This is a genomic window from Paenibacillus sp. 4624 (genome assembly GCF_050435065.1).
Classification (GTDB): Bacteria; Bacillota; Bacilli; order Paenibacillales; family Paenibacillaceae; genus Paenibacillus; species Paenibacillus amylolyticus_D.
This window is the reverse complement of sequence record NZ_JBNDJR010000004.1, coordinates 436762-460040: the sequence shown is the minus strand read 5'-3', so window position 1 is coordinate 460040 and position 23279 is coordinate 436762. Positions and strand designations below refer to the sequence as shown.

Below are 23279 nucleotides of genomic sequence, written 5' to 3'. Positions count from 1 at the left end.
AACAACCCGCTAAACACAAGGATTTTAGAGTGTTTGGCGGGTTGTATTATTCATCAAAAGAGCAGTACAATGAATGAAAAATACTCTATACTAGGGTGGATTAAAATGAAATATATAGAGGTTAGGAATGCTCGAAAACATAATTTGAAAAATATAAACGTAACCATTCCAAAGGGGCAACTCACTGTAGTGACAGGAGTCAGTGGATCAGGGAAATCAACACTTGCTTTTGATATCCTTTATGAGGAAGGACGTAATCGTTACCTTCAATCGATCGGCTTTTTTGGACAAACCAATCAAGAAGACCATTTTGACGAGATTACGGGTCTGTCACCAACGATTTCAGTTGAGCAAAGAATTATTCGGCAATCGAACCCCCGTAGTGTAGTAGGAACACGTACATATATCAGTCAATTATTGGGACAACTTTTCTCACTTGAAGGGCAAATGACATGCTCAAGATGTAATACTACACTTGATTGCAATTTGTATTGTGAGAAGTGTGGGATTCAGGAAAGCAGACTCACTCCTCCCTATTTTTCTTTTAATACAGGACTCGGGATGTGTTTAGATTGTCGAGGTCGAGGATATAGCCTCGAATTAATAAAGGATAAGATTATACCAAATAAAAATAGAAATGTACTAGAAATATGCGAAGGATTAGGTTTTTTCGGGAAGTCACTAGTGTCTCAACTTAGTAACTTTGCAAATATCACTAAAATTGACCTTACACAACCTTTTTGTCGTCTTTCTGATGAAGCACAACAATTCATGTATTATGGAATGCATGATGTATTTGAAGGTCTATTGCCATGTATACAAAGAAGAATGAGTTCTACAGATCGAGCACGAAGCGTTGGAGAAACTCAATTTTGTTCAAGGGTAACTTGTGCAACTTGTATGGGTTTTCGAATTGGAGAAGAAGCTCGCAGCGTGACTATAAATGATAAGCATGTCGGTCATTTAGGGAATATGAGTATCCGTGAGCTTAAAGCTTTTTTTGGCGATACTATACAATCAGTACAGATTCCTGCGAACGGTAAAGTGATTATAAACCTAATTGTTAGACGACTTGATCTTCTTATTGAATTGGGCTTGTCTCATCTATCGATTAATAGAAGTTTACCATCATTAAGCGGAGGGGAGATTCAGCGGCTTTTTCTCATGTATCACATCGAATCTGCCTTTGATTCGTTAACCTATATTTTCGATGAGCCAACTTCTGGTCTTCATGAAATCGAGAAGGAATTGATTATTCATAAATTAAGGGGAATACAACAAGCAGGTAACACCGTTATTGTAGTAGAACATGACCCTATGGTAATCAAGGCTGCGGATTATGTGTTGGAACTTGGACCACATGCTGGTGAAAAAGGAGGGGAGGTTGTTTTCCAAGGCTCCGTCGAAGATATGTTACAAGCAACACAATCGATTACAGGGAAATATCTATCAAAGCAATATGATTTGCCAAGAAAAGAAGTGAACCACTATCGGAGAGTTACTGATATTACTCCAAAACTTACGCTTAAGAATGTAAATGTTCATAATCTTAAAAATCTTACGGTTAGTATCCCTTTAGGTTTGTTAATAGGTGTTACGGGAGTATCTGGAAGTGGAAAGAGTTCCTTGATATCAGATACAATGGTTCCCCTTTTAAAACAGCGATTTAAAAAGTCGACTGATATTAATGAGGATGAGAACGACTCTGAAATTCGCGATGAATTAATAAGCTGTGAATTAGAGGGATATCAGGAGTTGAAAGGCTGTATTGCCGTATCCCAGTCCCCAATTGGAAGGCATAAAACATCTATACCTGCAAGTTATATTGGAATATGGGATAAAATACGTCTGGTATTTTCTTCGCAGCCTCTGGCTGAGGAGAGAGGGTACAGTCCCGGACACTTTTCATTTAATTCTCCTGATGGACAATGTGAAAGATGTAAGGGTGAGGGAATCATACAATTAATAGGCGGGGTTACTCGCGAATGTTCGGGATGCAACGGTAAAAGATACAAAACTGAAATACTAGAAGTGAAATATGAAGATAACAATATATTCGATATTCTTAATTCTTCAATCGCGGATGCTACAAAAATATTTAAAAATGATCGGTCGATTGTGCATATGTTGCATACTCTTGAGCATGTAGGAATGGGCTATTTGAAGTTAGGACAGCCAACTCCTTCTCTAAGTGGTGGTGAAGCTCAGAGAGTAAAACTGGCGAAAGAACTAGGTCATATTCGGAAATCAAACATGCTCTATGTTCTTGATGAACCAACTACTGGCCTGGGTTCTTCTGATATTTCTAAATTAATGTTATTAGTAGAAGATTTAACCCAAAAAGGGAACACGGTCATCGTTATAGAACATGATCCAGAGTTTCTGTCATTCTGTGATTGGATTATCGAACTTGGACCTGGTGGTGGAGATAAGGGGGGATGTGTAATTGCTCAAGGCTCGCCCCAAGATATAGTGAATAATAAGGAATCAGTAATCTCGAAATATCTAAAATTATGAATCGGGAGAGATCATGAAAGATTCTGAAGAAAACAAATCAATCAAATCAATACAACGTAGCTACTGGCCAACCGATGATTGGCAGACTTCCGCGCCAGGTGCGAAAGAAATGAATGAAGATATCCTTGCAAAAGCTAACAATTACATTATCCGGAACTTTAGTAATGTGAACAGTGTGCTTGTAATTAGAGATGGTTTTATTGTTTATGAACAGTACTTTAATGGATTTAATGAGAAAAACTTAATGGATATGAGGTCTGTGACCAAAAGCTTCACTTCTACATTAGTTGGAATTGCAATTCATGAAAATTATCTATCTGGAGTTGATGAGAAGTTAGGGGATATATTCACCGAATACATTTCTAATCGAACTTCTTTAGTGGGACAAACGTCTATTGAACAATTGTTGACAATGTGTTCAGGTTTTTATTGGCAAACCGATCGTTGGTTAGTTGAAAGAATGTCAGATCGGTTGATTCGCAGTAATGACTGGGTTGATTTTATCCTAAGACTACCCGTTAATCCTGCCTTAAAAGGGAGCTTTCAGTATAAAAGTCCGGATTCACATTTATTATCTGCCATAGTAGCCCAAGTAACGAATCAAGAAGTTGAACAGTTTGCTGACAAACATCTTTTCTCTCCTCTCGGTATTCGAAAGAGAACTTGGCTCACTGACCCTAAGGGTATTCCATATGGAGCTTGTGATTTAAAGTTATTATCACGGGATATGGCGAAGCTCGGGTACTTATATCTGAATAACGGAGTTTGGGACAATAAACAGATCATTTCTTCTTCTTGGGTTGAAGATTCAACCAGTGAAAAAAGTGCTGGGTCGGAGTCAATTGGAACGTACGGCTATCATTGGTGGATAAGCGAAGAAAGAGGTCACAAGGTGTTTTTTGCAGCAGGTGCGGGAGGGCAATACATTTTTGGTATTCCTGAATTGGATGTAGTCGTTGTTATTACGGCAAAGGTTGCTGCACGAAATTGGAAGAATCCAAGATCAATCATTCGTGACTTCATTATTCCATCCGTGACAAGATAGTCGTCTGAAACTTCAATTATACATATGGAGGTAATACAGTTTGAGTACTCACTATTATTTCAGTTGGTTTAATGATGTTTTTCCAGAGAAACTGGTTGAACGATTGCAAGAGGATATCACAGATAGAAAATCGCTTGTGATGATTAGCGCTGAGCCGTCTGATTATGAAGGAGAGCAAGTGAACTTTGATGATTTAACGGAATGGACATGGTTAACTCAGGCTAATCTTAGTTTTGATGAACATCACTTTATTGATTATCGTATGCAGAAAGAAGAGGCTCAGCAGCTCATTCAGAACGCTTCTGTCATCTTTCTATGTGGTGGAGATCCTGTTCAGCAGCACAAGTTTTTGGCGGAATATGAACTATCCGATATGATTAAGAACAGTAACGCCGTTATCATCGGTGCAAGTGCCGGTGCATTAAATATGGCTGCAAAATGGATATCTTCGGCTGATGCTAACCCTAAGGATGAAACAACTACGTTTTATGAGGGTCTGAGCTTTGATCATTTTGCTTATGAATCTCATGCTAGACGCGACTACAGCACGTTTGTTAAAGGATACCTGTTTCCACTATCTGAAGAGATGAATGTTTATGCGGCAGAGCAGGAGAGTGCTATTCGTGTAAAGAAAGGCAAAATAGATATCTTAGGCCCAGTATATTTTATTTCCGAATCTAAGATTCAGAAATTAATTGAAACACTCTGATATACATACTGTCATTTATTAATGCAGAAATAAACATTTCTTTATAGACTGCCTTCAATGGCGGTTTTTTTGAACTCTATAGGTTTTGAATGCTTTATATGTTGAACTATTCATTTACACTTTAACGGAGAGGACAGAAAAAACCTGAAAAAGCGAAGCGGTCGCCTTTATCACCGGATTTTCCCTTTGGAAAAGGGAATCAAAAAATCTGGGGATAACAGCGATAGGAAGGTTATTCTGTCATCGGAGTGGCTTGTGTAAAATCCTTAATTCAGTTTAGATACGAGTTGTATCCTCAGGAAGCGTCAATGAAGGACGCCTAGTTCTTCTCGGTGTTTTTTTGCTCGTTTTTACTTTAGAATGGATATGTATATAGATAAGGAGTGTTACGATGAATATGAACATCTTTATTATTGAGGACGATGCTCTTCTTCTTGGAGCACTTCGAGAAGGATTGAGTCAGTGGTCATATGAAGTTAGCAGTCCAACGGATTTCGGACGTGTAATGGATGACTTTGTTGAACAGCGGCCCCATCTGGTGATTATTGATATACAGCTTCCGAAGTTTGACGGATTTCATTGGTGCAGAGAGATCCGTGCCGTGTCGAAAGTGCCGATTATTTTTCTTTCCTCCAGAGATCATCCGATGGATATGGTGATGGCGATGAATTTGGGGGCAGACGATTATGTTCCGAAACCATTTCACATGGATGTACTGATTGCCAAGGTGCAAGCTATTCTTCGTCGAACCTACACGTATGAGGAGGCTTCCTCCGATGTGATGGAATGGAATCAAGCGATACTTGATTTGAAAAGTGGTGAAATTCATAAAGATGGTAAGACGATTGACTTGACCAAAAATGAATTTTTTATCCTATCGGCTTTAGTGAAATCCAATAACAAAATCATCTCACGCCATGAACTGATGCAGATGCTCTGGGATGATGATCAGTTTATTAATGACAATACCTTGACAGCAAACATCACAAGATTACGTCAAAAGCTGTCCTACCTTAACTTGGCTGATGGAATTGTAACGAAAAAAGGTTTGGGGTATATGGCCGTTACTCTTTAGGAGGTTCCCATTGTTCATTGCTTATCTCAAGTATAAAAAAAGCTGGATCGCCTTAATTGGCTTATTGCTTCTGCTGACCAATGTCTTAATACAACTGGATGCTGGCATCCCTGTGGAGGCACAGTCTCTCATCTATTTGAATTCATTATTTCTCATTATCTTTTTGGCTTTCTTGGTTTGGAGATATAAAAAGGAAACATCTTATTATAAATCATTGCTCACCGTTTCTAATCGCATCGAGGAAGACTGGTTTGAAGACATCCCCAAACCTAAAAGTTCTTTTCCTGACGCTATGGTATATGCTTTATTGGAAAATATTCATCAACATGATCAAATCAAGCGCCGCGAGAATCGATCCGCCCAACGCATGGAACATACGGATCTTGCCTCATGGGTACATGAAATGAAAACACCCCTTACGGCGATGAAAATCACGATGGATGCCCATCGTTCGAATGAGCTGGCTGGCCGGTTAAATGCGTCTTGGCTCAGGATGCACTTATTAGTGGATCAACAGCTTTATATTTCACGATTAGCCAATTTGGACGCTGACTTACTACCAGAGAAGCTGGGAGTACAAGAACTGTTACGAGCAGAAATTCGTGAGTTATCGATATGGTGTATGGAAAAAAATATATCCATTGAGCTGACGGGAGACACTGCCTCTACCGTGTATACCGATAAAAAGTGGTGTAGATTTGTGATCAGACAAATCTTAACGAATGCAATCAAGTACAGTCCAACCAACGGAAATCTAATTATTCATACAGGTCTCCATGATAATGCATCTGTAATTGTTACCATCCAAGATAAAGGACCTGGCATGCAGGTACATGATCTACCTCGCATATTTGATAAAGGTTTTACAGGTGAAAATGGGAGAATACAGAACTCGGCTACTGGAATGGGCCTTTACCTAGCGAAAGACATAAGCAAGAAGTTACATTTGCAACTTGAAGTTGCTTCAGCTGTGGGGGAAGGAACATCGTTCTCGATGATATTCAAGAGTGACAACCCGTTTGAACAGCTTAGACGAACCTTACTATAAGTGAGGCAATCATAGAGCAGTCAGGATGTTTTCTACAGCCTGGCTGTTTTTTTAATTGGGCACAAGTATTCCAGTGAATCGGCAAGGTGACGAAAATATCACATTTGAGACTGTTTTATCATCTAAAGCTTACGACCCAGACGCCGAAAAGAACTACACTGTATATAGAACAACTCGATTGGAGTGCATGGGATGACACAACAAAAGATACCGAAAACCGTTTTGAATGCAGAAGGTGTGCGTAAATCATATGGTTCAAAAGGAAATGTACAACAGGTATTACAAGGCATTGACCTTCGTGTGACTGAGGGAGAGTTTGTCGGCATTATGGGACCTTCCGGTTCGGGTAAGACCACACTTCTCAATACATTAGCGACGATTGACCGGGCTACCGATGGCAAGATCTTTATACAAGAGCATGAGATTTCTAAAATGAAGGATAACCAACTTTCCGATATCCGTCGTCAACATCTAGGTTTTATCTTTCAGGATTACAATCTGCTCGATACGTTAACGGTCAAAGAGAATATCTTACTTCCTGTATCGTTAACAAAAATAAGTAAAACCCAAGCTGAACATGAGTTTATTGAGATTGCAGCCATTTTAGGCATTGAAGAGTTAGCGGATAAGTATCCTACTGAAATTTCAGGCGGCCAAAAGCAACGTACCTCCGCGGCACGAGCGTTAATTCACTCTCCATCACTTGTTTTTGCAGATGAGCCTACGGGTGCTCTGGACTCGAAAGCCGCTTCCAATTTACTCGAAAATTTACATGGGATCAACCAGTCACGGCACGTTACCATTATCATGGTTACTCATGACCCGCTGGCTTCCAGCTATTGTAGCCGAGTAGTTTTTCTGAAGGATGGTAAGATTTTTGCTGAATTGTATCGGGGAGAGAAAACGAGAGAATCTTTCTTCAAAGACATTCTGGATATGCAGGCCGTGCTTGGAGGGGGCGGTCCTCAATGAACATACGAAAACTCGTCATGCGTAGCATGCGGAAAAATATCAAAATGTATTATCTTTATTTTTTCGCGATGATCTTCAGCATCAGTTTGTATTTTATCTTATCTACTCTGCAAAATGATCAAACCGTAATGGAGACGGTTCAATCCAGCATGAATTTCTCAACAGCTTTTCAAATTGCAGGCATCCTGCTTATTCTTATAACGATTGTGTTTACGATGTATGCGACAAATATCTTTATCAGAAGGCGTAGTCAAGAGATTGGATTATACCAGTTGATTGGTTTGTCCAGGGCTTGGGTCGCACGGGTATTGATCTTGGAACATAGTATTCTTGGTCTAGGCGCTTTACTGATCGGAACGGTGGTTGGAACTTTGCTCTCGCGACTGTTCCTCTTACTGTTAATGAGCATCTTAGGGCTTGATGCCAAGATCGGTTTAACCTTTTCCGGTCAAGCATTACTTCAAACGATTGCTGTGTTTACTTGCTTGCTTGTGATCACTTCTTTCCAAATTGTATGGACGATCTACCGCAGTACGTTGTTGCAATTGTTTCAGGCCAATCATAGGCATGATCCATTGGTTAAACGTCCCAGCATCGTGTCAGGTATTTTAGGGCTGGCAGGGGTGTGTCTGATCGGGCTTGGTTATTATGTATCTACCTTTATTGGATACGATGCAGATGCTCTGATTTTTCTGATGTTAGTCGTGCTCGTCAGCACCATACTTGGAACTTACTTGACCTTTCATACAACGGTTAGCTGGATATTATTTGTTTATCGAAAAAGACAAAATGGAAACCTTGGCTTGGTTAACAGCCTTTCGATAGCACCATTAATGCACAGAATGAAAGGTCACGCCAACTCGCTAACGTTAATCACGATATTATCTGCGATGACAATCACGATGATTTCGCTCTCATATTCATTATATTATTCCATTGAAAAGGATGTCAGATTGGCGATGCCATTTGATTTTGCAGTGGATATGCCAGAAGATGCCGCTGTGATATCCAGTAAGTTAGAAACGGCACAGATTGCATTCGATCAACACCAGGTCGATGCCATTCAATTTAATGGCTCATGGGTGGATTATGAACAGCAGTCCAAACCAAGTCATAGCAACAGACCCTTTTTGCTTTTCTCCGCAGAGCAGATGGTGCAGGTTGGATTAAAGGTGGAACTTCCCTTGAAAAATGAAGCCATTTATCATAATTCGCGAGCAGTAATCGAGGGAATGGAAGTTCCGCCTCTAGAAGAGGTGCAGTATGCATCCAACGATGAAGTTAATCTATTAACCGTCTCCAAGAACAAGCTTCAGAATGTCATGAATTACGTTTTCCGTGGAGATCAATTACTGGTTTCTGAAGAAACGTTCAAGCGAATGAGGGACAGCATTCAGGAGGATGAGAACAAAAAATCGGTGACGTTTGAGGTTTTTAACATATTGGATAAGGAAAGATCAGCTGATGCTTCTAGCATCTTTAACGAGAATGTTGACAAAGATCGTTATCTCACCGACTTTTATTCCGCTTATGAGGGATCACGTCAAAACTTTGGAATGCTCATTTTCATTGCCGGATTTTTAGGTTTGGTCTTTATCCTTTCCACCGGAAGTATTTTGTACTTTAAACAGATGACCGAGGCCGAACAAGAGAGATCTCATTATCGGACACTGCGACAGCTCGGATTCCAGGTAGGGGATATGATGAAAGGCATCATCCGTAAACAAATCTTTATATTTTTAATCCCGCTGGGAATGGGGTTAACTCATGCTGCTTTTGCCTTGAAGGTAAGTACAATTCTCATCGCGGCGAGCATGCTGACTCCAATCCTCATCAGTATGGCAGCTTATATCATCATTTATTTAGTGTTTATGGTTGTAACCATCCGGTACTACAAAAGGATCGTCACTAATGCACTATAGAAAGGAAAACAACAAATGAACAAAAGGATTCTAAGTTCTTGTCTTGTTGGTATGGTTATGATCGCTGGCCTCTATATCTTTATGCGTGAACCATTGGATCGTTTTAACCCATTGATTAAAGAGGAATATGTATATGTTCAGGTTCAAGCTGAACCTGAAGATGATGATGGGAGATATAAGTATAGAGAGCAGGGTGTCACCGAAACTGGAGAGACCAAAAAAGTAGTATACAGCACCAGTACCCGACTCGATCAAGGTACATTCGTGAAAGTGCTCACCAAAGGTACCTATTCAGCAGACTACAAATTGATAAAAGAAGATGAAATGCCAACGAAATAAACGTTAGAAAAGATGATCATGATGCGCAGGACATCAAAAGAATAACATGAACGATCTCTTAACGTTAGCTTGATATCGGATGGATTCTTCCATTCAGATTGTCAGTGTACGCCATGTCTCCATCTGTCGTGATCACGGCGGCTTCGATATGTTTCATTTGATTCACTTTATGAATAACGGAGGCGGCATCTAACCCGAATAATTCTGTCGTATAGATGTCACAGTCCAGCGATCTATCCGCAATAATGGTCAAAGAAGCGACATTATTTTCGATGGGATAGCCTGTTTTGCTACTAAAGATATGATGGTACTGCTGTCCTTTCTTTTCTAAAACGCGCTCGTATATGCCCGAGGTAACGATGGATTGCTCTCTGATTCTGACGAGTGCTGCTGCATGACCTCGGGGTAAAAAGGGATTTTGTATCCCCACATTCCAGTGACTTGAGCCAGAAGGGGAATCGCCATGAACAAGCACATTTCCGCCCATATCGACCATAGCTGAGGTTACTCCGTTTTTCTTGAAAAAGGCCATCACCTGATCGGAAAAATAACCTTTAGCGATGGCTCCAAGGTCGACTTCCATGCCTTTTTTTAATAAATGCACGGTGTGCTGCTCATCATCGAGCTGTATATGTTCAGGGTTTAAGAGCGCCAGCACCTTCTTAATCTCTATATCCTCTGGCACATGTGCCTCGCGGAAACCGATTCTCCACAATTTGATTAATGGTCCAATCGCAATATTTAAAAAAGAATCTTCCTTCAGGCTGTGTTCTTTGCCTATCTTGATGAGATCATACAGTTCCCTGTCGACTTGGAGCGGACGGGAGGCGGCTTCTTGCTTCAACATCGCAAGCTGTGAGTGATCACTATTGGCGCTAAAGACTTTCTCGTAATAGAACAGCATGTTCTCCGCTTCCTGAGCAAGCTCTTCTGCATTCTCCCCCTCGATATATAGAGAGATTTTTGTTCCCATGAGAGGGATCATTTTCGTAAAAGATTTCATGCAAACCTCCTCCTACACTGCGCATTGTTGTCCATGATTGAGAAAAGTATGGATAAGGTCATGATCCACACTAGTCAGCTTTCTTTCGCTATGATGTGCTATAAAATAGTCCAGACTCATCTTATCAATCGGGATAGGGTAGATGTTGTATTCGGAAGGAGACTCGTCAATCCGGACACTCTCGGGAATGATCGTCAGGCCCATATTCTGTTTGGCAAGCTTCAACACCGTATGAATTTCGTTGCTTTCCATCACGATGCTCGGTTGTATTTTGTGCACACTAAGTAATTGATCGATTTGTTTACGGACGGCAGAGCCTTTGGACGTTAAAACGAGCTGTTGGCTCAGAATGGTAGGGATATCAAACGTTCCCTCCGGGATGACGGCAACATTCTTCTGATATAGTTCACAGCCGCGGGGAATAACCGCCCGGTAACTGTGTTTGCCCCAACTAAACGCATTTAGATTTGGAGAAATACTGCTCGAATTTTGCCCAATCCAGAAGTCCAATTCAACATTTTGAATCCGTTTTTCATTTTTTTCAGGCAGATCCTCTATCAGACTAATCTTATAAGTAGGATGAAGCTTTAAAAATGCAGGTAAGAAAAGGGGTGTCAAATAGGAACCCAGGCTGGGCAGAATTCCGATTCGTAACACTTTATTGCCGATATCCGATGCATAGGAGATTTCTTTCATGAGCTTGGCGTAGCTATGTTCAAGCGATGTTAAATACTGATAATAGATTTTTCCCTGTTCGGTTAATCGATACGGAAGCTTGTTGCGAGTGATCAGCTCACAATCCAACTGACTTTCGACTTTTTTGATTACCTTGGTCAGATAGGGCTGAGAAATATAAAGGGATTGGGCCGCTTTGCTAAAATTGCTGTATTTTAAAAGGCTGTCGATGTAACACAAAATATCCTGCGATTCTAATTTAGACATGTCATTCACCCTTTGTGAAAAAAATAACAAACTTTGAATTTGAGGTGATTATAACAAATTGGTTATCAAACTGCAATGAATAACTATTAGATCATTCGAGCCTTCGTATGTTAGAGTTATGCCGAAAGATCGAGTCTGACATTGACGAACATTATTTTCGAATGACAGAGAGGGGATTACGATGAATTATTTAGCTATTGTCGGCACGAATTCAGATGAATCAACGAACCGCACGCTGCTTCAATTTATGCAAAAACATTTTGCAGATGAGGCTCAGATTGACTTGTTTGAAATTAAGGATCTGCCTGCTTTTATTGAAAAGGATGAAATAGAAGATGCTGAAGTTGACATTCCAGAGAAAGTGCAGGACTTACTGGAGAAGATTTCTAACGCAAAGGGCATTATTATTGCTACTCCGGAGTATGATCATGCGATCCCTGCTGTGCTCAAAAGTGCGCTGGAATGGATCAGTTATACCACTCAAACGTTGAAAGACAAGCCGGTTCTGATTGTGGGTGCATCACATGGCTCACTTGGTTCTTCCAGAGCGCAAGCACATCTTAGACAAATTCTGGATTCTCCTGAGCTTGGAGCGAGATTAATGCCTAGCAGTGAGTTTCTTTTGGGAAAATCGCAGAGTGCATTTGATCACAGTGGCAGTCTGATCAGTGCAGAGAAAGTAGCAGAGCTTGAAGAGATTTTCAGGGAGTTTGTTTTGTTTACGGAGATCACCGCGGAACTGCTGTCCAAACGGAAGTTGAAGCAAAAAACGAAAAAATTTTCCTGGCAAGAGTAGGAGGCTGACTACAATGAAAATCATAGCAATCGTGGGCACCAATGCAAAGAAATCGTATAATCGCAAGCTGCTTCAGTTCATGCAAAAACATTTCGAGTCCAGAGCAGCCATTGAAGTTCTCGATATTACCGATGTTCCGATGTTTAATCAATCCGATAACCAAACGAACAGTGCCATTATACAATCGTTTAATGAAAAAATTATCGCAAGTGATGGCGTTATCATTGCAACTCCAGAATATAATCATTCCATCCCTTCATCCCTTAAAAGTCTGCTCGAATGGCTCAGCTTTGAAATCCATCCGCTGGCAGGGAAGCCCGTTATGATTATTGGTGCGTCACAGGGAACGCAAGGTTCCTCTCGCGCACAGCTTCATCTTCGTCAAATTCTAGATGCACCGGGTGTTGAAGCGAACGTGATGCCAGGATACGAATTTTTGCTGGGCAGTGCACATAAAGCGTTTGATGAAGCAGGCAACCTGAACAATGAAGGCACGATTGATTTCCTGGAGGTTTGTTTCTTGCGGTTCCTCCGTTTTGCGAAAATATCCAATCAGCTCAACGAGGAAGAAGAGTTCACCTATAAACCAGGTGTGTATGAAGTCAATGCCATCGGTCACAGTGGGAATCTTCCAATGAAGGTATCCTTTAGTGAGAATCGGATTGAAAGCATCGACATCGATTCGAAAGGAGAAACCGAAGGCATCGCCGATGTTGTTTTTGTAAGAATCCCGAATAAAATTATCGAAGGACAGACACTCAATGTGGATGCGCTCTCCGGTGCTTCTGAAACGAGTAACGCGGTCATTAACGGTGTTGCCAAAGCGGTTAAGCTTGCCGGCGTGAATCCGGATATCCTGAAAAGACGTGCAAAACCTGCCAGCAGCCAGATGAAGGATGATGAGGAATATACTTGTGACGTGGTCGTTGTAGGGGGAGGCGGCGCGGGTTTAAGTGCTGCTGCAACAGCTTTACAACATGGAGCCAGTGCGATTGTGCTTGAGAAATATCCAGCTGTGGGGGGCAATACGATTCGTTCAGGTGGCCCTGTGAATGCCGCAGATCCGGTATGGCAACAGCAGTTTAACGAAAATCCAGGAGAAAGACAGACCATTGAAAATTTATTAAGTACGGATGAGAGCCTGATCCATCCCGAATATATAGATGATTTCCAAGCTCTAAAAGAAGAGTTTAGAGCATATCAGGAAAAGTTCGGTACACAAAAGGCTTATTTATTCGACTCTCCGTTGCTTCACAGAATGCAAACCTATTTCGGGGGCAAACGAACGGACTTGAATGGCAATACGATCTACGGACAATATGATCTGGTCAAAGTACTTACGGACCGTGCCTTGGAAAGTGTGCAGTGGCTTGAAGATATCGGGGTCGAATATGATAAGAGCATCGTATTTGCTCCAGTGGGTGCCCTGTGGCGACGTGGTCATAAACCTGTCAAAAGTTATGGCTCAGCCTTTATCATCGCACTTAGCAAGTATGTAGAAGAAAATGGCGGACAAATTATTACAGATACTCCGGTTAAACAGTTAATCATCGAAGATGGAAAAATAGCAGGTGTTATTGCAACTGGAGTTAACGGACAGAAAATCACCGTTCATGCGAAAGCCGTTGTGCTTGCTAGTGGTGGGTTTGGTGCGAATACGCAGATGCTCAAGGAATATAACACGTACTGGAGCCACATCGATGATGATATCAAAACGACGAATTCCTATGCGATGACAGGGGATGGGATATCACTTGGCAAAAGCGCAGGAGCGGCATTAACAGGAATGGGTTTCACACAAATGATGCCTGTAGCCGATCCAGAGACTGGTGAACTGTTCAGTGGACTGCAAGTACCACCTGAGAACTTTGTCATTGTTAACAAAAAAGGTGAGCGTTTTGTTAATGAATTTTCTGGACGGGATGTCTTGACTAAAGCGGCCATTGAACAGGGAAGTTTATTTTATCTAATCGCTGACGATGAGATCAAGAAAACCGCAGCGAATACCAGCCAAGAAAAGATAGATCGGCAGGTTGAAGCGGGTACTCTTTTTAAAGCCGATACGATTGAAGAACTGGCAGTGAAAGTGGGTATGGACCCTCAGGTTCTCAGAACAACGATTGATAAGTATAACTCCTATGTGGATGCAGGGTTTGATCCCGAGTTCCACAAGGATACGTTTAGCTTAAAAGTGGAAAAAGCCCCATTTTACGCTACGCCTAGAAAACCTGCCGTACACCATACGATGGGCGGGATCAAGATTGATACTCAAACCCGTGTATTGGATGAGAACGGTCAGCCGATTGCTCATCTGTACGCCGCCGGGGAAGTAGCAGGAGGGATACATGCAGGTAATCGTTTGGGCGGTAATGCCTTGACCGATATCTTCACATTTGGACGGATTGCCGGTAAAACGGCTGTTGAAGAAATAGAATGATGTTGAGAAACGGCAAAAAGAATTAAAGTCCTCATGCATATTGGATACAAATTTCATAATTTGAATAACCCGCTATACATGAGGATTTCAGCGTGTATATCGGGTCTTTTTACGTTGAGAATAACTTCGTTACGACGGGAACATATAGCGTTGCAAGACAATATAAAATTGACGCGTGTAAAAGGGGAACTTCCACAAATTCAAAATGTAAGCGCTATAAAAATTTGTAGACACGTGCTGGGAAAGAGTGATATATTGTTTCTGTAAGAAACAATATTATTTATAACGAACATAAAAATAAGAAAAAGGATGGGATACACGATGAACAGCATCGAAACAACACTAAAATCCTTTGACGGAACACAGCTTTATTTCAGCAAAAATTCAGTTGAGGATGCGAAGGCAGCCGTAGTCATTGTACATGGATTGGCGGAGCATGCCAGCCGATATGATTATTTGACTGAGAAACTGAACGAGCGTGGATTCAACGTATATCGTTTCGACCATCGGGGTCATGCGAGATCGGAAGGACAGCGCACATTTTACAGTGATTTTCATCATTTGATCGATGATGTCAACGCTGTAGTAGAGGTGGCCTTGCAAGAAAGTGGAGATACCCCACTGTATATCATTGGACATAGTATGGGTGGCTTTGCTTCATCATCATTTGCAACGAAATATCCGGGAAAAGTAAAAGGCATCGTTTTGTCGGGAGCGCTTACTCGTTATAATACCAAGGTGGCTGGGGACCTGCCGATGGATCTGCCTGCAGGCACCTATTTCCCGAATGAACTTGGCAGCGGCGTATGCAGCGTTCCTGAAGTTGTATCCGCTTACGCGAGTGATCCACTGGTAGAAAAGCAGATTTCCGTAGATTTGTTTAACAGTCTGGGATATGGAGTAGAATGGCTGAAAGAACATGCAAAGCAATTCGTTGATCCGGTGCTTGTGTTACACGGAGCGAATGATGGACTGGTTAGCGAAAAGGATTCCCGAGACTTTTACGGAGATATCGCTTCGACAGATAAAACACTGAAAATCTATGCACATCTCATGCATGAAATTTTTAACGAAACGGCGCGGGATGAAGTGATTGAAGAAGCGATCTCATGGATTGAAAAACGAATCTGATTTCAGTAGAGTAATAGAGAGAGAATTCGAAGACGAAAGGGATTACGCATGAAATTAGATTGGATGGGTGACCATCGGGAGCTTGTCGAGAAGATCATCAAGTACGGCAATGCTTACTCGAACACCTACAAGCTGCAACGAAGTTACGGAACAGATATGACGTTCTCTGCAGCCCAGATTCAGACGCTTGAATATATTCTGGAAGCAGAGGATCAGGAAGAGAAGATGTCCGAGATGGCCGCACGTTTGGGCGTTAGCCGTAGCACCTTTTCCAAAAATGTGAAAAATCTGACCGAAAAAGGACTGCTTGAAAAATATCATCTGAGTGGTAACCGCAAAGATATTTATGTCAAACCGTCTGCCAAAGGGCGGGAGGTATATACGAAGTACACCGCATTTGTTCGTGAGCTTTGTTTTGATGACATATTTAAGCTCGCAGATCAGATTACGGAAGCCGACAAAAAAAGCTTTATTCGTATCATGGATCTGTTCGCTGATGTACTCGTCTGGTACGGTGAAAAAGAACAAGAACCGCGCAAACTCATTAAAATCGAGCCATATAGCGACTAATTCACCATTACCTGAACGACAATTATGAAATGAAAGTAATCCCCTTACAGCGCTCTATCCGCTTTAAGGGGATTTTTTACTTACAGGACAGTCCGTAGCCCATTCCCTCCGCGTGTGTCGGTCATACAGTATAAAATGCCTAATGCAGCAATGCTGTATAACGATGCTAAACGCAGGGAGTGGGATGTGTGAAAACAAATATTAAAACAAAACTGACCGGACGTGTCATATTCAAAGGTGACCCAGGGTATGAAGCGGCACGTAAAAACTGGGACCCGCATACCGACAGGTACCCTAAAGTCTTCGTTTTTGCTCAAAAAACGAAAGATGTCTCCAACGCCATCAAATGGGCTCGCCAAAATAATGTACCCATCCGGCCGCGGAGTGGAAGACATGCGCTTGAGGTTAATCTGTCACAGGTGAATGGCGGGATTGTCATTGATGTTAGTGATCTGAACACCATCAAGCTGAACAAAAAGACAGGAACCGTGGTTGTGGGAGCAGGCAACCGTGTTGGGCGAATTGCACATACACTTGCACGTCAGGGGTTTATCGCTCCATTCGGGGATAGCCCAACCGTTGGTATAGGTGGTATTACACTTGGGGGAGGGATTGGGCCTCTTCAACGAACGATTGGTCTGATCAGTGATAATCTGCTGGAATTTGAGATGGTGGATGCAAACGGGAAAATCATTCGTGCGAACAAAAAATGCAATGCAGATCTGTTCTGGGCATCGCAAGGTGGCGGCGGAGGAAACTTCGGGGTCTACACCCGTTACAAATTCAAAGTACGCCGGGCGCCAGCCAGAGCGACAGTATATCGAATTACCTGGCCCTGGGCTCAGTTCGAGAAAGTGCTCAAAGTGTGGCAAAAGTGGGCGCCTTCCGTTGATACCAGGCTGGGGAGTGAACTGTCCATCGGGCCCAAAAAGGGTGGCAATGTCAGTATGGAAGGTTTGTTTCTGGGTTCTAAATCCGAGGCACTGCGTTTGTTAAAGCCAATGACCAGCACGGGCACACCTTCCCAGACGATCATACGTTCAGTGCCTTACACAGAGGCTGTTACTTTTCTTCTACCTCCAGATCCTGTACTTACTCAGAGATACAGTAATCAATTTTCCTCTGGATTTGGACGAAAGCCGTTTCCTGATCGGGCCATCAAATCGATGCGAGCGTTTCTGGAAAATGTGGAAGGAGAGTTCGCCGGATTCTTTTTCCTCAACTGGGGCGGAGCTGTCAGTCGTAAATCACCTACCTCCACAGCATTCTACTGGCGTAAAGCCAAGTTCTATGTGGAATGGAACAGTTCCTGGACGAAACCGTCTCAGGCGGCTAAAAATATTGCCATTGTGCGTAACACACGCCAAAAATTACAGCCTTACATCGTCGGTTCCTACATTAATGTACCGGATCAAGGCATCAAACGTTCAGGTCCGGTGTATTACGGGGCGAACTATGCGAGATTACGCAGAGTCAAAGCCAAGTACGATCCCCAAAATGTGTTCAACAACCCGCAAAGCATTCCTCCGGCACGTGGCCTGTAGTTATATAAAAGGAAGCGAGATCAATCAGAATGGTGTTATTGAAAAAATGAATATAATGGAAAAGGAGCCGCATGTTGCGGCTCCAGCGAAGTGCACATGCTCTGGCCTGTTACTTTTTCTGGTTAGCCAGCCACTCCATAAGCGTTACGGTTTTACCTTTGATTTTCACAGGTTTACCATTGAAGTCTTTGGCAATGTCATTGTTTAAAACAGGAATCCAGGACCAGTGCCCGTTGTACTCATATGGCGTGTTATCGCCGTTTCCTTTGGTGTATACTCCACTCATATCCAGCACCTTATCAAAATAGGAGTAATGAGCATTTTTGGCGCCCGCAGCAACCAGGCGCTTGTAGGTAGCTGTTGATGTTTTGGACGTATCCACCGTCTGATCCGCTCCTGCAGCCGTGAACCAGATCGGAATATTTTTCAGTTTAACGATATCCTGTTTGGTCAACAAACGATCCTCGTAAGCTTCTGCGGAAGGATAAGCAGCTGCGAAGTAATCCGGGTTCGCAAGCAGCATATTCAGAGTCATAAATCCGCCATTGGAGCAACCGCCAATGTAGATTCGGTCTGTATCAATATCCGTTGCATGCTGTTTCACGTATTGCTTGATCAACGCGGTTAGCGGTTTCGTATACATACTCTTTCCGTCTTTGGTATATTGCCCGGTTCCATCATTCATCCAGAAGGTTGGAGTCTGGGGCACCAATACAGCGGCATCACCAAAATACTTCTGGATAGATTCATCGGCTAAAGCTGTCACTTTATTACCCAGCAGGGCAATTCTCGGATCAGTACCTCCTTCACCGGCACCATGAAGCCAAATGATCAACGGTTTTTTCTTGCTGGTTTCCGGCATATAGGAAGCGTACGTTAGATTAATCTGACCGAACTTGGAGTCGTTGTAACTGAATTTGCCGGATGTATCAAACACATCAACACCTTGTTCGATCATGGTATGCGGGGTGTCTGGTCTTGTGGTCATATGCTCAATGGCATTGCCCATGTTATCTTGAAGGGATTTTTGCTGAACAATCGTATATTGAAGGTCAACATACTTATTGGTAAATGACTGTAGATCAAACATAAACGGGCTTGTTGTCATTAGATCGGGATGGACTTTCATCTCTATCGTAATATATTGTCCTGTGGACAGGGAAGTTTTGTTGCCATCTTTGTCCGAAAGGTAAACTTTCTCAATCGTTCGGCTACTGCTGTCGGAGCCATCATACTTTTGCTGTGTTTGAAAATTTATCATTGGATAACTGCGTTCTGCAAAAACCTTGAATGTGTCTTTGGTCAGTGTATTTCCTTGAACGGTTATGCCTGTATCCAGAATGATCTTGTAAACACCAGGACCCCAGTCATAACCTTTGGTTACGAGGGAATAAGAGAGAGGAGAGCGTGAGTCGACAGAATTGTTTGCGCTTACATTTGTAGATACGAGAAGAGTGGAAGTTAAAGCCAGAACCAGGAAACCTGAAAGCAGTCCTTTTTTCATCTTCATCAGCATATACCTCCGAATATATTATGTATGTCGCTTTTCTTATTGTACCATTTCAGGAGGAGCATAGGAAATATTGCACCATTTCCAGCTGTTTAACACGCAAAAGAACCGCTTGAAAATCACCTCTAGGTGAGATCCAAACGGTTCTTTTTATGTGTATTAGTGTTTAACTGCTTCGCCGGCAAACACTTCTACGTTCATTGGTGCAGCCATGAATGCCGCAGCTTGTTGAACAAACGCTTGGAAGTGAGCACTAGCGTTGTGGGCAGCGGTTGCTGGCTCATCTTTCCACAGCTCGATCATCGTGTAGCTTTGCTCACGTTCTGTGCTTTTCACTAGATCGTAGCTGATGTTGCCTTCTTCTTGACGTGTCGCAGCGATCAGTTCTTTGGCAGCAGCCAGGAAAGCTTCTTCTTGAGCGGCTTGTACTTGCAAATGTGCGTGAATGATAATCATAGTTGTGACCTCCAGAAAGTAGTTTGTATATATGAGTAAAAAATCAAGTGCTCCACTAATCCTTATTATTGAAGTCGTTTGAGCAACTTAAAAGCAAATGTTGTTTGAGCCTAATTATGCCCAAGTTGTGATTGTATCTACAGGCAGACGGTAAGATGGGTGACCTTCTTTGGCAGATTTACCGATCGAGATCAGCATAACCGGTTGATAACGGTCTTTATCCATGCCGAATGTTTCAGCGATTTGTGCTTTTTCGTATCCGCCAATTGGGTTTGTATCATAACCGTGAGCACGTGCAGCCAGCATCAATTGCATGGAAGCCAGACCAGCATCGATCAGGTTAACGTCACGCAGATCGGAAGCAGGCATATGGTCGTAGTAAGGTTTAACCACTTTCACTTGTTGTTCAGCGATTTCTTTAGGCATATATCCATGCTCTACCGCTTTACCGAAGATCTCTTCCAAGTACTCTCCATTCTTCATATCGATAAACACACCGATTACAGCGGCAGAAGTCAGCACTTGATTTTGGTTGAATTTAGCAAGTGGTGCGAGCTTTTCTTTGCCTTCAGGTGTATCAACAACAAGGAAGCGCCAAGGCTGCATGTTTACGGAAGATGGAGCACGGGAAGCTTCTGCTAAAATTTCAGTCATTTCTTCACGGCTGATTTTTACTTCTGGATCATACAATTTGACGGAACGACGACCGTACGTAATTTCGTTAAAATCATTTGTTTTTTGGAATTTGCTTTGTGTTGTAGACATGGGAATCTCTCCTCTATATATGGTTTAAAAATTGTTTTGCATACGTTCCAAGAAATCGGCCAGTGCCTGAATCTCATCTTCACTGAAACCATCCAGAATCTGATGAATATAATTGGTTTTCTCTGCTTTATATCCTTCAATCTGTTTGCGCCCATGATCCGTTAGACGAACAAAAGTTACCCGATTATCCTCAGGATTTTTGCGTCTTGTAACCATCTGATCCGCTTCAAGTTGTTTCAGGTGGCGTGTAATTGCTGCACTGTCGATGTTAATGATCTTCTGGAGCATGGATTGGTTGATCTCATCTACCTGATCCAGCTCGTGCAGAATTTCAAAGCGAGAGGAACTGATCCCGGTACAGCGTTCAAACTTGGGACTGATTTTGTTCCCCAGCACATTCAGCAGATTAATGATCTGCTCTTCTTTGGAAACCATACGTGTCATGACTAGACCTCCCGGGTGAATCCAATCAACAACGGCGTATGTTAACAAATAATTAAAGTTGCCAGTATACAATGCCATTGCTTCATGATTCTGTAGCTCTCTCAATCGTTGATGGATCAATAGTTGATACGTCAATCATTGATGGCTCAATTAATATAACATGTCATAGATAAGAATGCAACAGGTTGAAAAAAAGAAAAAATGGATTTTTTTAAACTATCTTATCGTAGATATTCATAAAAAGGAGAGGTTAATAATATAGGTTGTCCCTAAAAGAATAATTTAACTCGGCATGAGTTTTATTGAGAATTATTATCATTCAAACTATAATGAAAATAAAAAAGTGTCGGCTTTTGCTAGTGAAACGGAAAAAACAAATTATTAATCTGGTGAGAAGCAGGACTTATCATAAGGAAAGGGAGTTATCATGGAAAGTAATGACTGGATTAAACGACTGGAGCAACTATATCTTTCGTCTGTTCACATCTGCCAATATGCTGGCATTCCAGGACAAGCCGAGCACAGGGTATGGAGAAGATTTGCCGTATGCAGAGTAATGGATGGCAGAGGGACTTTGACAATCGATAATGTAATGCATACGGTGTCCCGCGACGATTGGTTTATGCTTAGCCCAGGTATGCACGTGGAATTACAGACGGATATAGAAGCCCCGGTCCGATATCAGCTCATCTTATTTTCCGGTGTTGGACTTGTTCGAACGCATAATGTATGGCGAACCGAGGCCTTTGATTTTCCCATTACGGGGAAGCTCAAACTTTCTTCCATTAGGCGAGATATTCAAGAAAAGATGGATCGATTATTTTATAAAAATTTCACTGGAGCAGAATCGGAAAACATAGGCAAGAAATATCTTGTGCACCAGCTACTAATACAGTTGATGACTTATGTGCAACCCTTTAGTCAACCTCAGGCAGGAATGGATCTGGCCATAGATTATATGACACATCACTATACGAAGGAAATTCGAATACATGACATGGCCCGCCTGGCAGGACTTAGTGTGAATCATTTTATAAGATCATTCAAACGTCAATTTGGGATGACACCGATCGATTATATCCTGAAACTACGGATGAATAGGGCTAAACAGCTATTGTTTTCTACAGACAAAATCAAGATGATCGCGGAGCAGGTCGGATACAAGGACGAGCACTATTTCAGCCGGGTGTTTAAGAAAAATGAAGGTGTTGCTCCAGCTTTTTATATGAAAAATAAAGTTAGCCGTATTGCAACATTGTACTATGGGTTGGATGATGTTGTTCTAACACTCGGATTGAAACCTGTGTCTGCTTTATCTTATGTTCAGAGAGTAGCTCATCCTACCCTAATGCCTGCACATCAAGCCAATTCTTTTCAAGGACTTATTCTGGACAGTTCCGGTCAGAACTATGATAAGTTGAAGAGATTGCAGCCAGATTTAATCATTACGAGTGACCGTATGAAACCGAATGAATCCCTGCATCACATTGCTCCTACAGCTATCCTTAAACACACGAATCAAGTTGGCGAAAGTCTGCTGTATATGGCGGATATTATGGGACGTAAAGAACATGCTATTCGCTGGATTGAACAGCATGCGGATTTAAGCCATGTTCTTCAAAAGCGTATTCACTCCGAATGGGGAAGGCAGTCCGCTATGTTTATCCGCGTTTCCTCCCAATTTTATCGAATGTATGGATTGCATAATCAGACGGGTTCCTTGCTGTATGACGATATGGGATTACATATGCCAGAGGATTACCCAAGCGAACAGTGGGCTGTGGAGATGAACATCAATGATGTGCAGTTATACAACGCGGATCATCTATTTATTATGGTGGATCCGACAGAAGAAGCCCGTATTCAATTGCAACGTTTGCTGAAGTCTGATGAGTGGATGACATGCAAGGCTGTACTGGAAGGCCGTGTTTATGATGCAGGGGATATTTTCTTCCAAACGCTGGGTCCAACCGGACGTATAAGGGCTATGAAGTATGTAGCCAAGAAGCTTGGTGTTGCCTTAGGGTGATATTTTACACGTAAAGAGAGTGGAA

Annotated in this window: 20 protein-coding genes; 14 read left to right on the top strand and 6 right to left on the bottom strand. The window is 42.1% G+C overall.

What is annotated here, in order from left to right; translation table 11 throughout:
- Positions 1–105 precede the first annotated feature (105 nt).
- The 8 genes from ABIE27_RS12535 to ABIE27_RS12500 all read left to right on the top strand — a co-directional run bounded on the left by ABIE27_RS12535 (position 106) and on the right by ABIE27_RS12500 (position 9627).
- A complete protein-coding gene (locus tag ABIE27_RS12535; protein WP_429350624.1) occupies positions 106–2517 on the top strand; it encodes an excinuclease ABC subunit UvrA in 2412 nt (803 codons plus the stop codon).
- Positions 2518–2530: 13 nt separating this feature from the next.
- Positions 2531–3562: a serine hydrolase domain-containing protein gene (locus ABIE27_RS12530; RefSeq protein ID WP_429350623.1), complete on the top strand. Its 1032-nt coding sequence runs from the start codon at positions 2531–2533 to the stop codon at positions 3560–3562.
- A gap of 40 nt (positions 3563–3602) precedes the next feature.
- Positions 3603–4271 (top strand): Type 1 glutamine amidotransferase-like domain-containing protein, encoded by a 669-nt coding sequence (locus ABIE27_RS12525; RefSeq protein ID WP_429350622.1) that lies wholly within the window; start codon positions 3603–3605, stop codon positions 4269–4271.
- Positions 4272–4662: 391 nt separating this feature from the next.
- Positions 4663–5346 (top strand): response regulator transcription factor, encoded by a 684-nt coding sequence (locus ABIE27_RS12520; protein ID WP_123064223.1) that lies wholly within the window; start codon positions 4663–4665, stop codon positions 5344–5346.
- A gap of 10 nt (positions 5347–5356) precedes the next feature.
- A complete protein-coding gene (locus tag ABIE27_RS12515; RefSeq protein ID WP_429350621.1) occupies positions 5357–6394 on the top strand; it encodes a sensor histidine kinase in 1038 nt (345 codons plus the stop codon).
- Positions 6395–6586: 192 nt separating this feature from the next.
- Positions 6587–7366 carry an ABC transporter ATP-binding protein gene (locus ABIE27_RS12510; protein ID WP_123064225.1) on the top strand — a complete coding sequence of 260 codons (780 nt, stop codon included), beginning with the start codon at positions 6587–6589 and terminating at the stop codon, positions 7364–7366.
- Complete coding sequence (locus ABIE27_RS12505) at positions 7363–9288, top strand: FtsX-like permease family protein (protein WP_429350620.1); 1926 nt, start codon at positions 7363–7365, stop codon at positions 9286–9288. The genes ABIE27_RS12510 and ABIE27_RS12505 overlap by 4 nt, the downstream gene beginning before the upstream one ends.
- A 15-nt stretch (positions 9289–9303) precedes the next feature.
- Positions 9304–9627 (top strand): YxeA family protein, encoded by a 324-nt coding sequence (locus tag ABIE27_RS12500; RefSeq protein WP_429350619.1) that lies wholly within the window; start codon positions 9304–9306, stop codon positions 9625–9627.
- A 64-nt stretch (positions 9628–9691) separates the two neighbouring features.
- Here the strand turns inward: ABIE27_RS12500 and ABIE27_RS12495 are convergent, their stop codons facing one another.
- Both ABIE27_RS12495 and ABIE27_RS12490 read right to left on the bottom strand, forming a co-directional pair.
- Positions 9692–10630: an FAD:protein FMN transferase gene (locus tag ABIE27_RS12495; RefSeq protein WP_429350618.1), complete on the bottom strand. Its 939-nt coding sequence runs from the start codon at positions 10628–10630 to the stop codon at positions 9692–9694.
- Between the two features lie 12 nt (positions 10631–10642).
- Positions 10643–11572, bottom strand: coding sequence for a LysR family transcriptional regulator (locus tag ABIE27_RS12490; RefSeq protein WP_123064229.1), 930 nt, complete (start codon positions 11570–11572; stop codon positions 10643–10645).
- A 181-nt stretch (positions 11573–11753) separates the two neighbouring features.
- Between ABIE27_RS12490 and ABIE27_RS12485 the strand changes: the two genes are divergently transcribed.
- From ABIE27_RS12485 to ABIE27_RS12465, 5 genes are all read left to right on the top strand, one after another.
- On the top strand, positions 11754–12368 hold the full coding sequence (locus tag ABIE27_RS12485) for an NADPH-dependent FMN reductase (RefSeq protein WP_429350617.1): 615 nt from the start codon (positions 11754–11756) through the stop codon (positions 12366–12368).
- Positions 12369–12381: 13 nt separating this feature from the next.
- Positions 12382–14805, top strand: coding sequence for a flavocytochrome c (locus tag ABIE27_RS12480; RefSeq protein ID WP_429350616.1), 2424 nt, complete (start codon positions 12382–12384; stop codon positions 14803–14805).
- A gap of 321 nt (positions 14806–15126) precedes the next feature.
- Positions 15127–15936, top strand: coding sequence for a lysophospholipase (locus ABIE27_RS12475; RefSeq protein WP_429350615.1), 810 nt, complete (start codon positions 15127–15129; stop codon positions 15934–15936).
- A 48-nt stretch (positions 15937–15984) separates the two neighbouring features.
- Entirely contained in the window at positions 15985–16506 is a 522-nt protein-coding gene (locus ABIE27_RS12470; protein WP_123064233.1) for a MarR family winged helix-turn-helix transcriptional regulator, read from the top strand.
- 188 nt (positions 16507–16694) lie between these two features.
- Positions 16695–18050 (top strand): FAD-binding oxidoreductase, encoded by a 1356-nt coding sequence (locus ABIE27_RS12465; RefSeq protein ID WP_123064234.1) that lies wholly within the window; start codon positions 16695–16697, stop codon positions 18048–18050.
- 109 nt (positions 18051–18159) lie between these two features.
- Here the strand turns inward: ABIE27_RS12465 and ABIE27_RS12460 are convergent, their stop codons facing one another.
- The 4 genes from ABIE27_RS12460 to ABIE27_RS12445 all read right to left on the bottom strand — a co-directional run bounded on the left by ABIE27_RS12460 (position 18160) and on the right by ABIE27_RS12445 (position 21225).
- Positions 18160–19560: a prolyl oligopeptidase family serine peptidase gene (locus ABIE27_RS12460; protein WP_429350614.1), complete on the bottom strand. Its 1401-nt coding sequence runs from the start codon at positions 19558–19560 to the stop codon at positions 18160–18162.
- A 159-nt stretch (positions 19561–19719) separates the two neighbouring features.
- Complete coding sequence (locus ABIE27_RS12455; RefSeq protein WP_123064236.1) at positions 19720–20016, bottom strand: putative quinol monooxygenase; 297 nt, start codon at positions 20014–20016, stop codon at positions 19720–19722.
- 114 nt (positions 20017–20130) lie between these two features.
- Positions 20131–20781, bottom strand: coding sequence for a nitroreductase family protein (locus tag ABIE27_RS12450; RefSeq protein WP_123064237.1), 651 nt, complete (start codon positions 20779–20781; stop codon positions 20131–20133).
- Positions 20782–20805: 24 nt separating this feature from the next.
- Positions 20806–21225: a MarR family winged helix-turn-helix transcriptional regulator gene (locus ABIE27_RS12445; protein ID WP_123064238.1), complete on the bottom strand. Its 420-nt coding sequence runs from the start codon at positions 21223–21225 to the stop codon at positions 20806–20808.
- 427 nt (positions 21226–21652) lie between these two features.
- Here ABIE27_RS12445 and ABIE27_RS12440 point away from each other — a divergent pair, with 427 nt between their 5' ends.
- A complete protein-coding gene (locus tag ABIE27_RS12440; RefSeq protein ID WP_429350613.1) occupies positions 21653–23254 on the top strand; it encodes a helix-turn-helix domain-containing protein in 1602 nt (533 codons plus the stop codon).
- Positions 23255–23279: the final 25 nt, after the last annotated feature.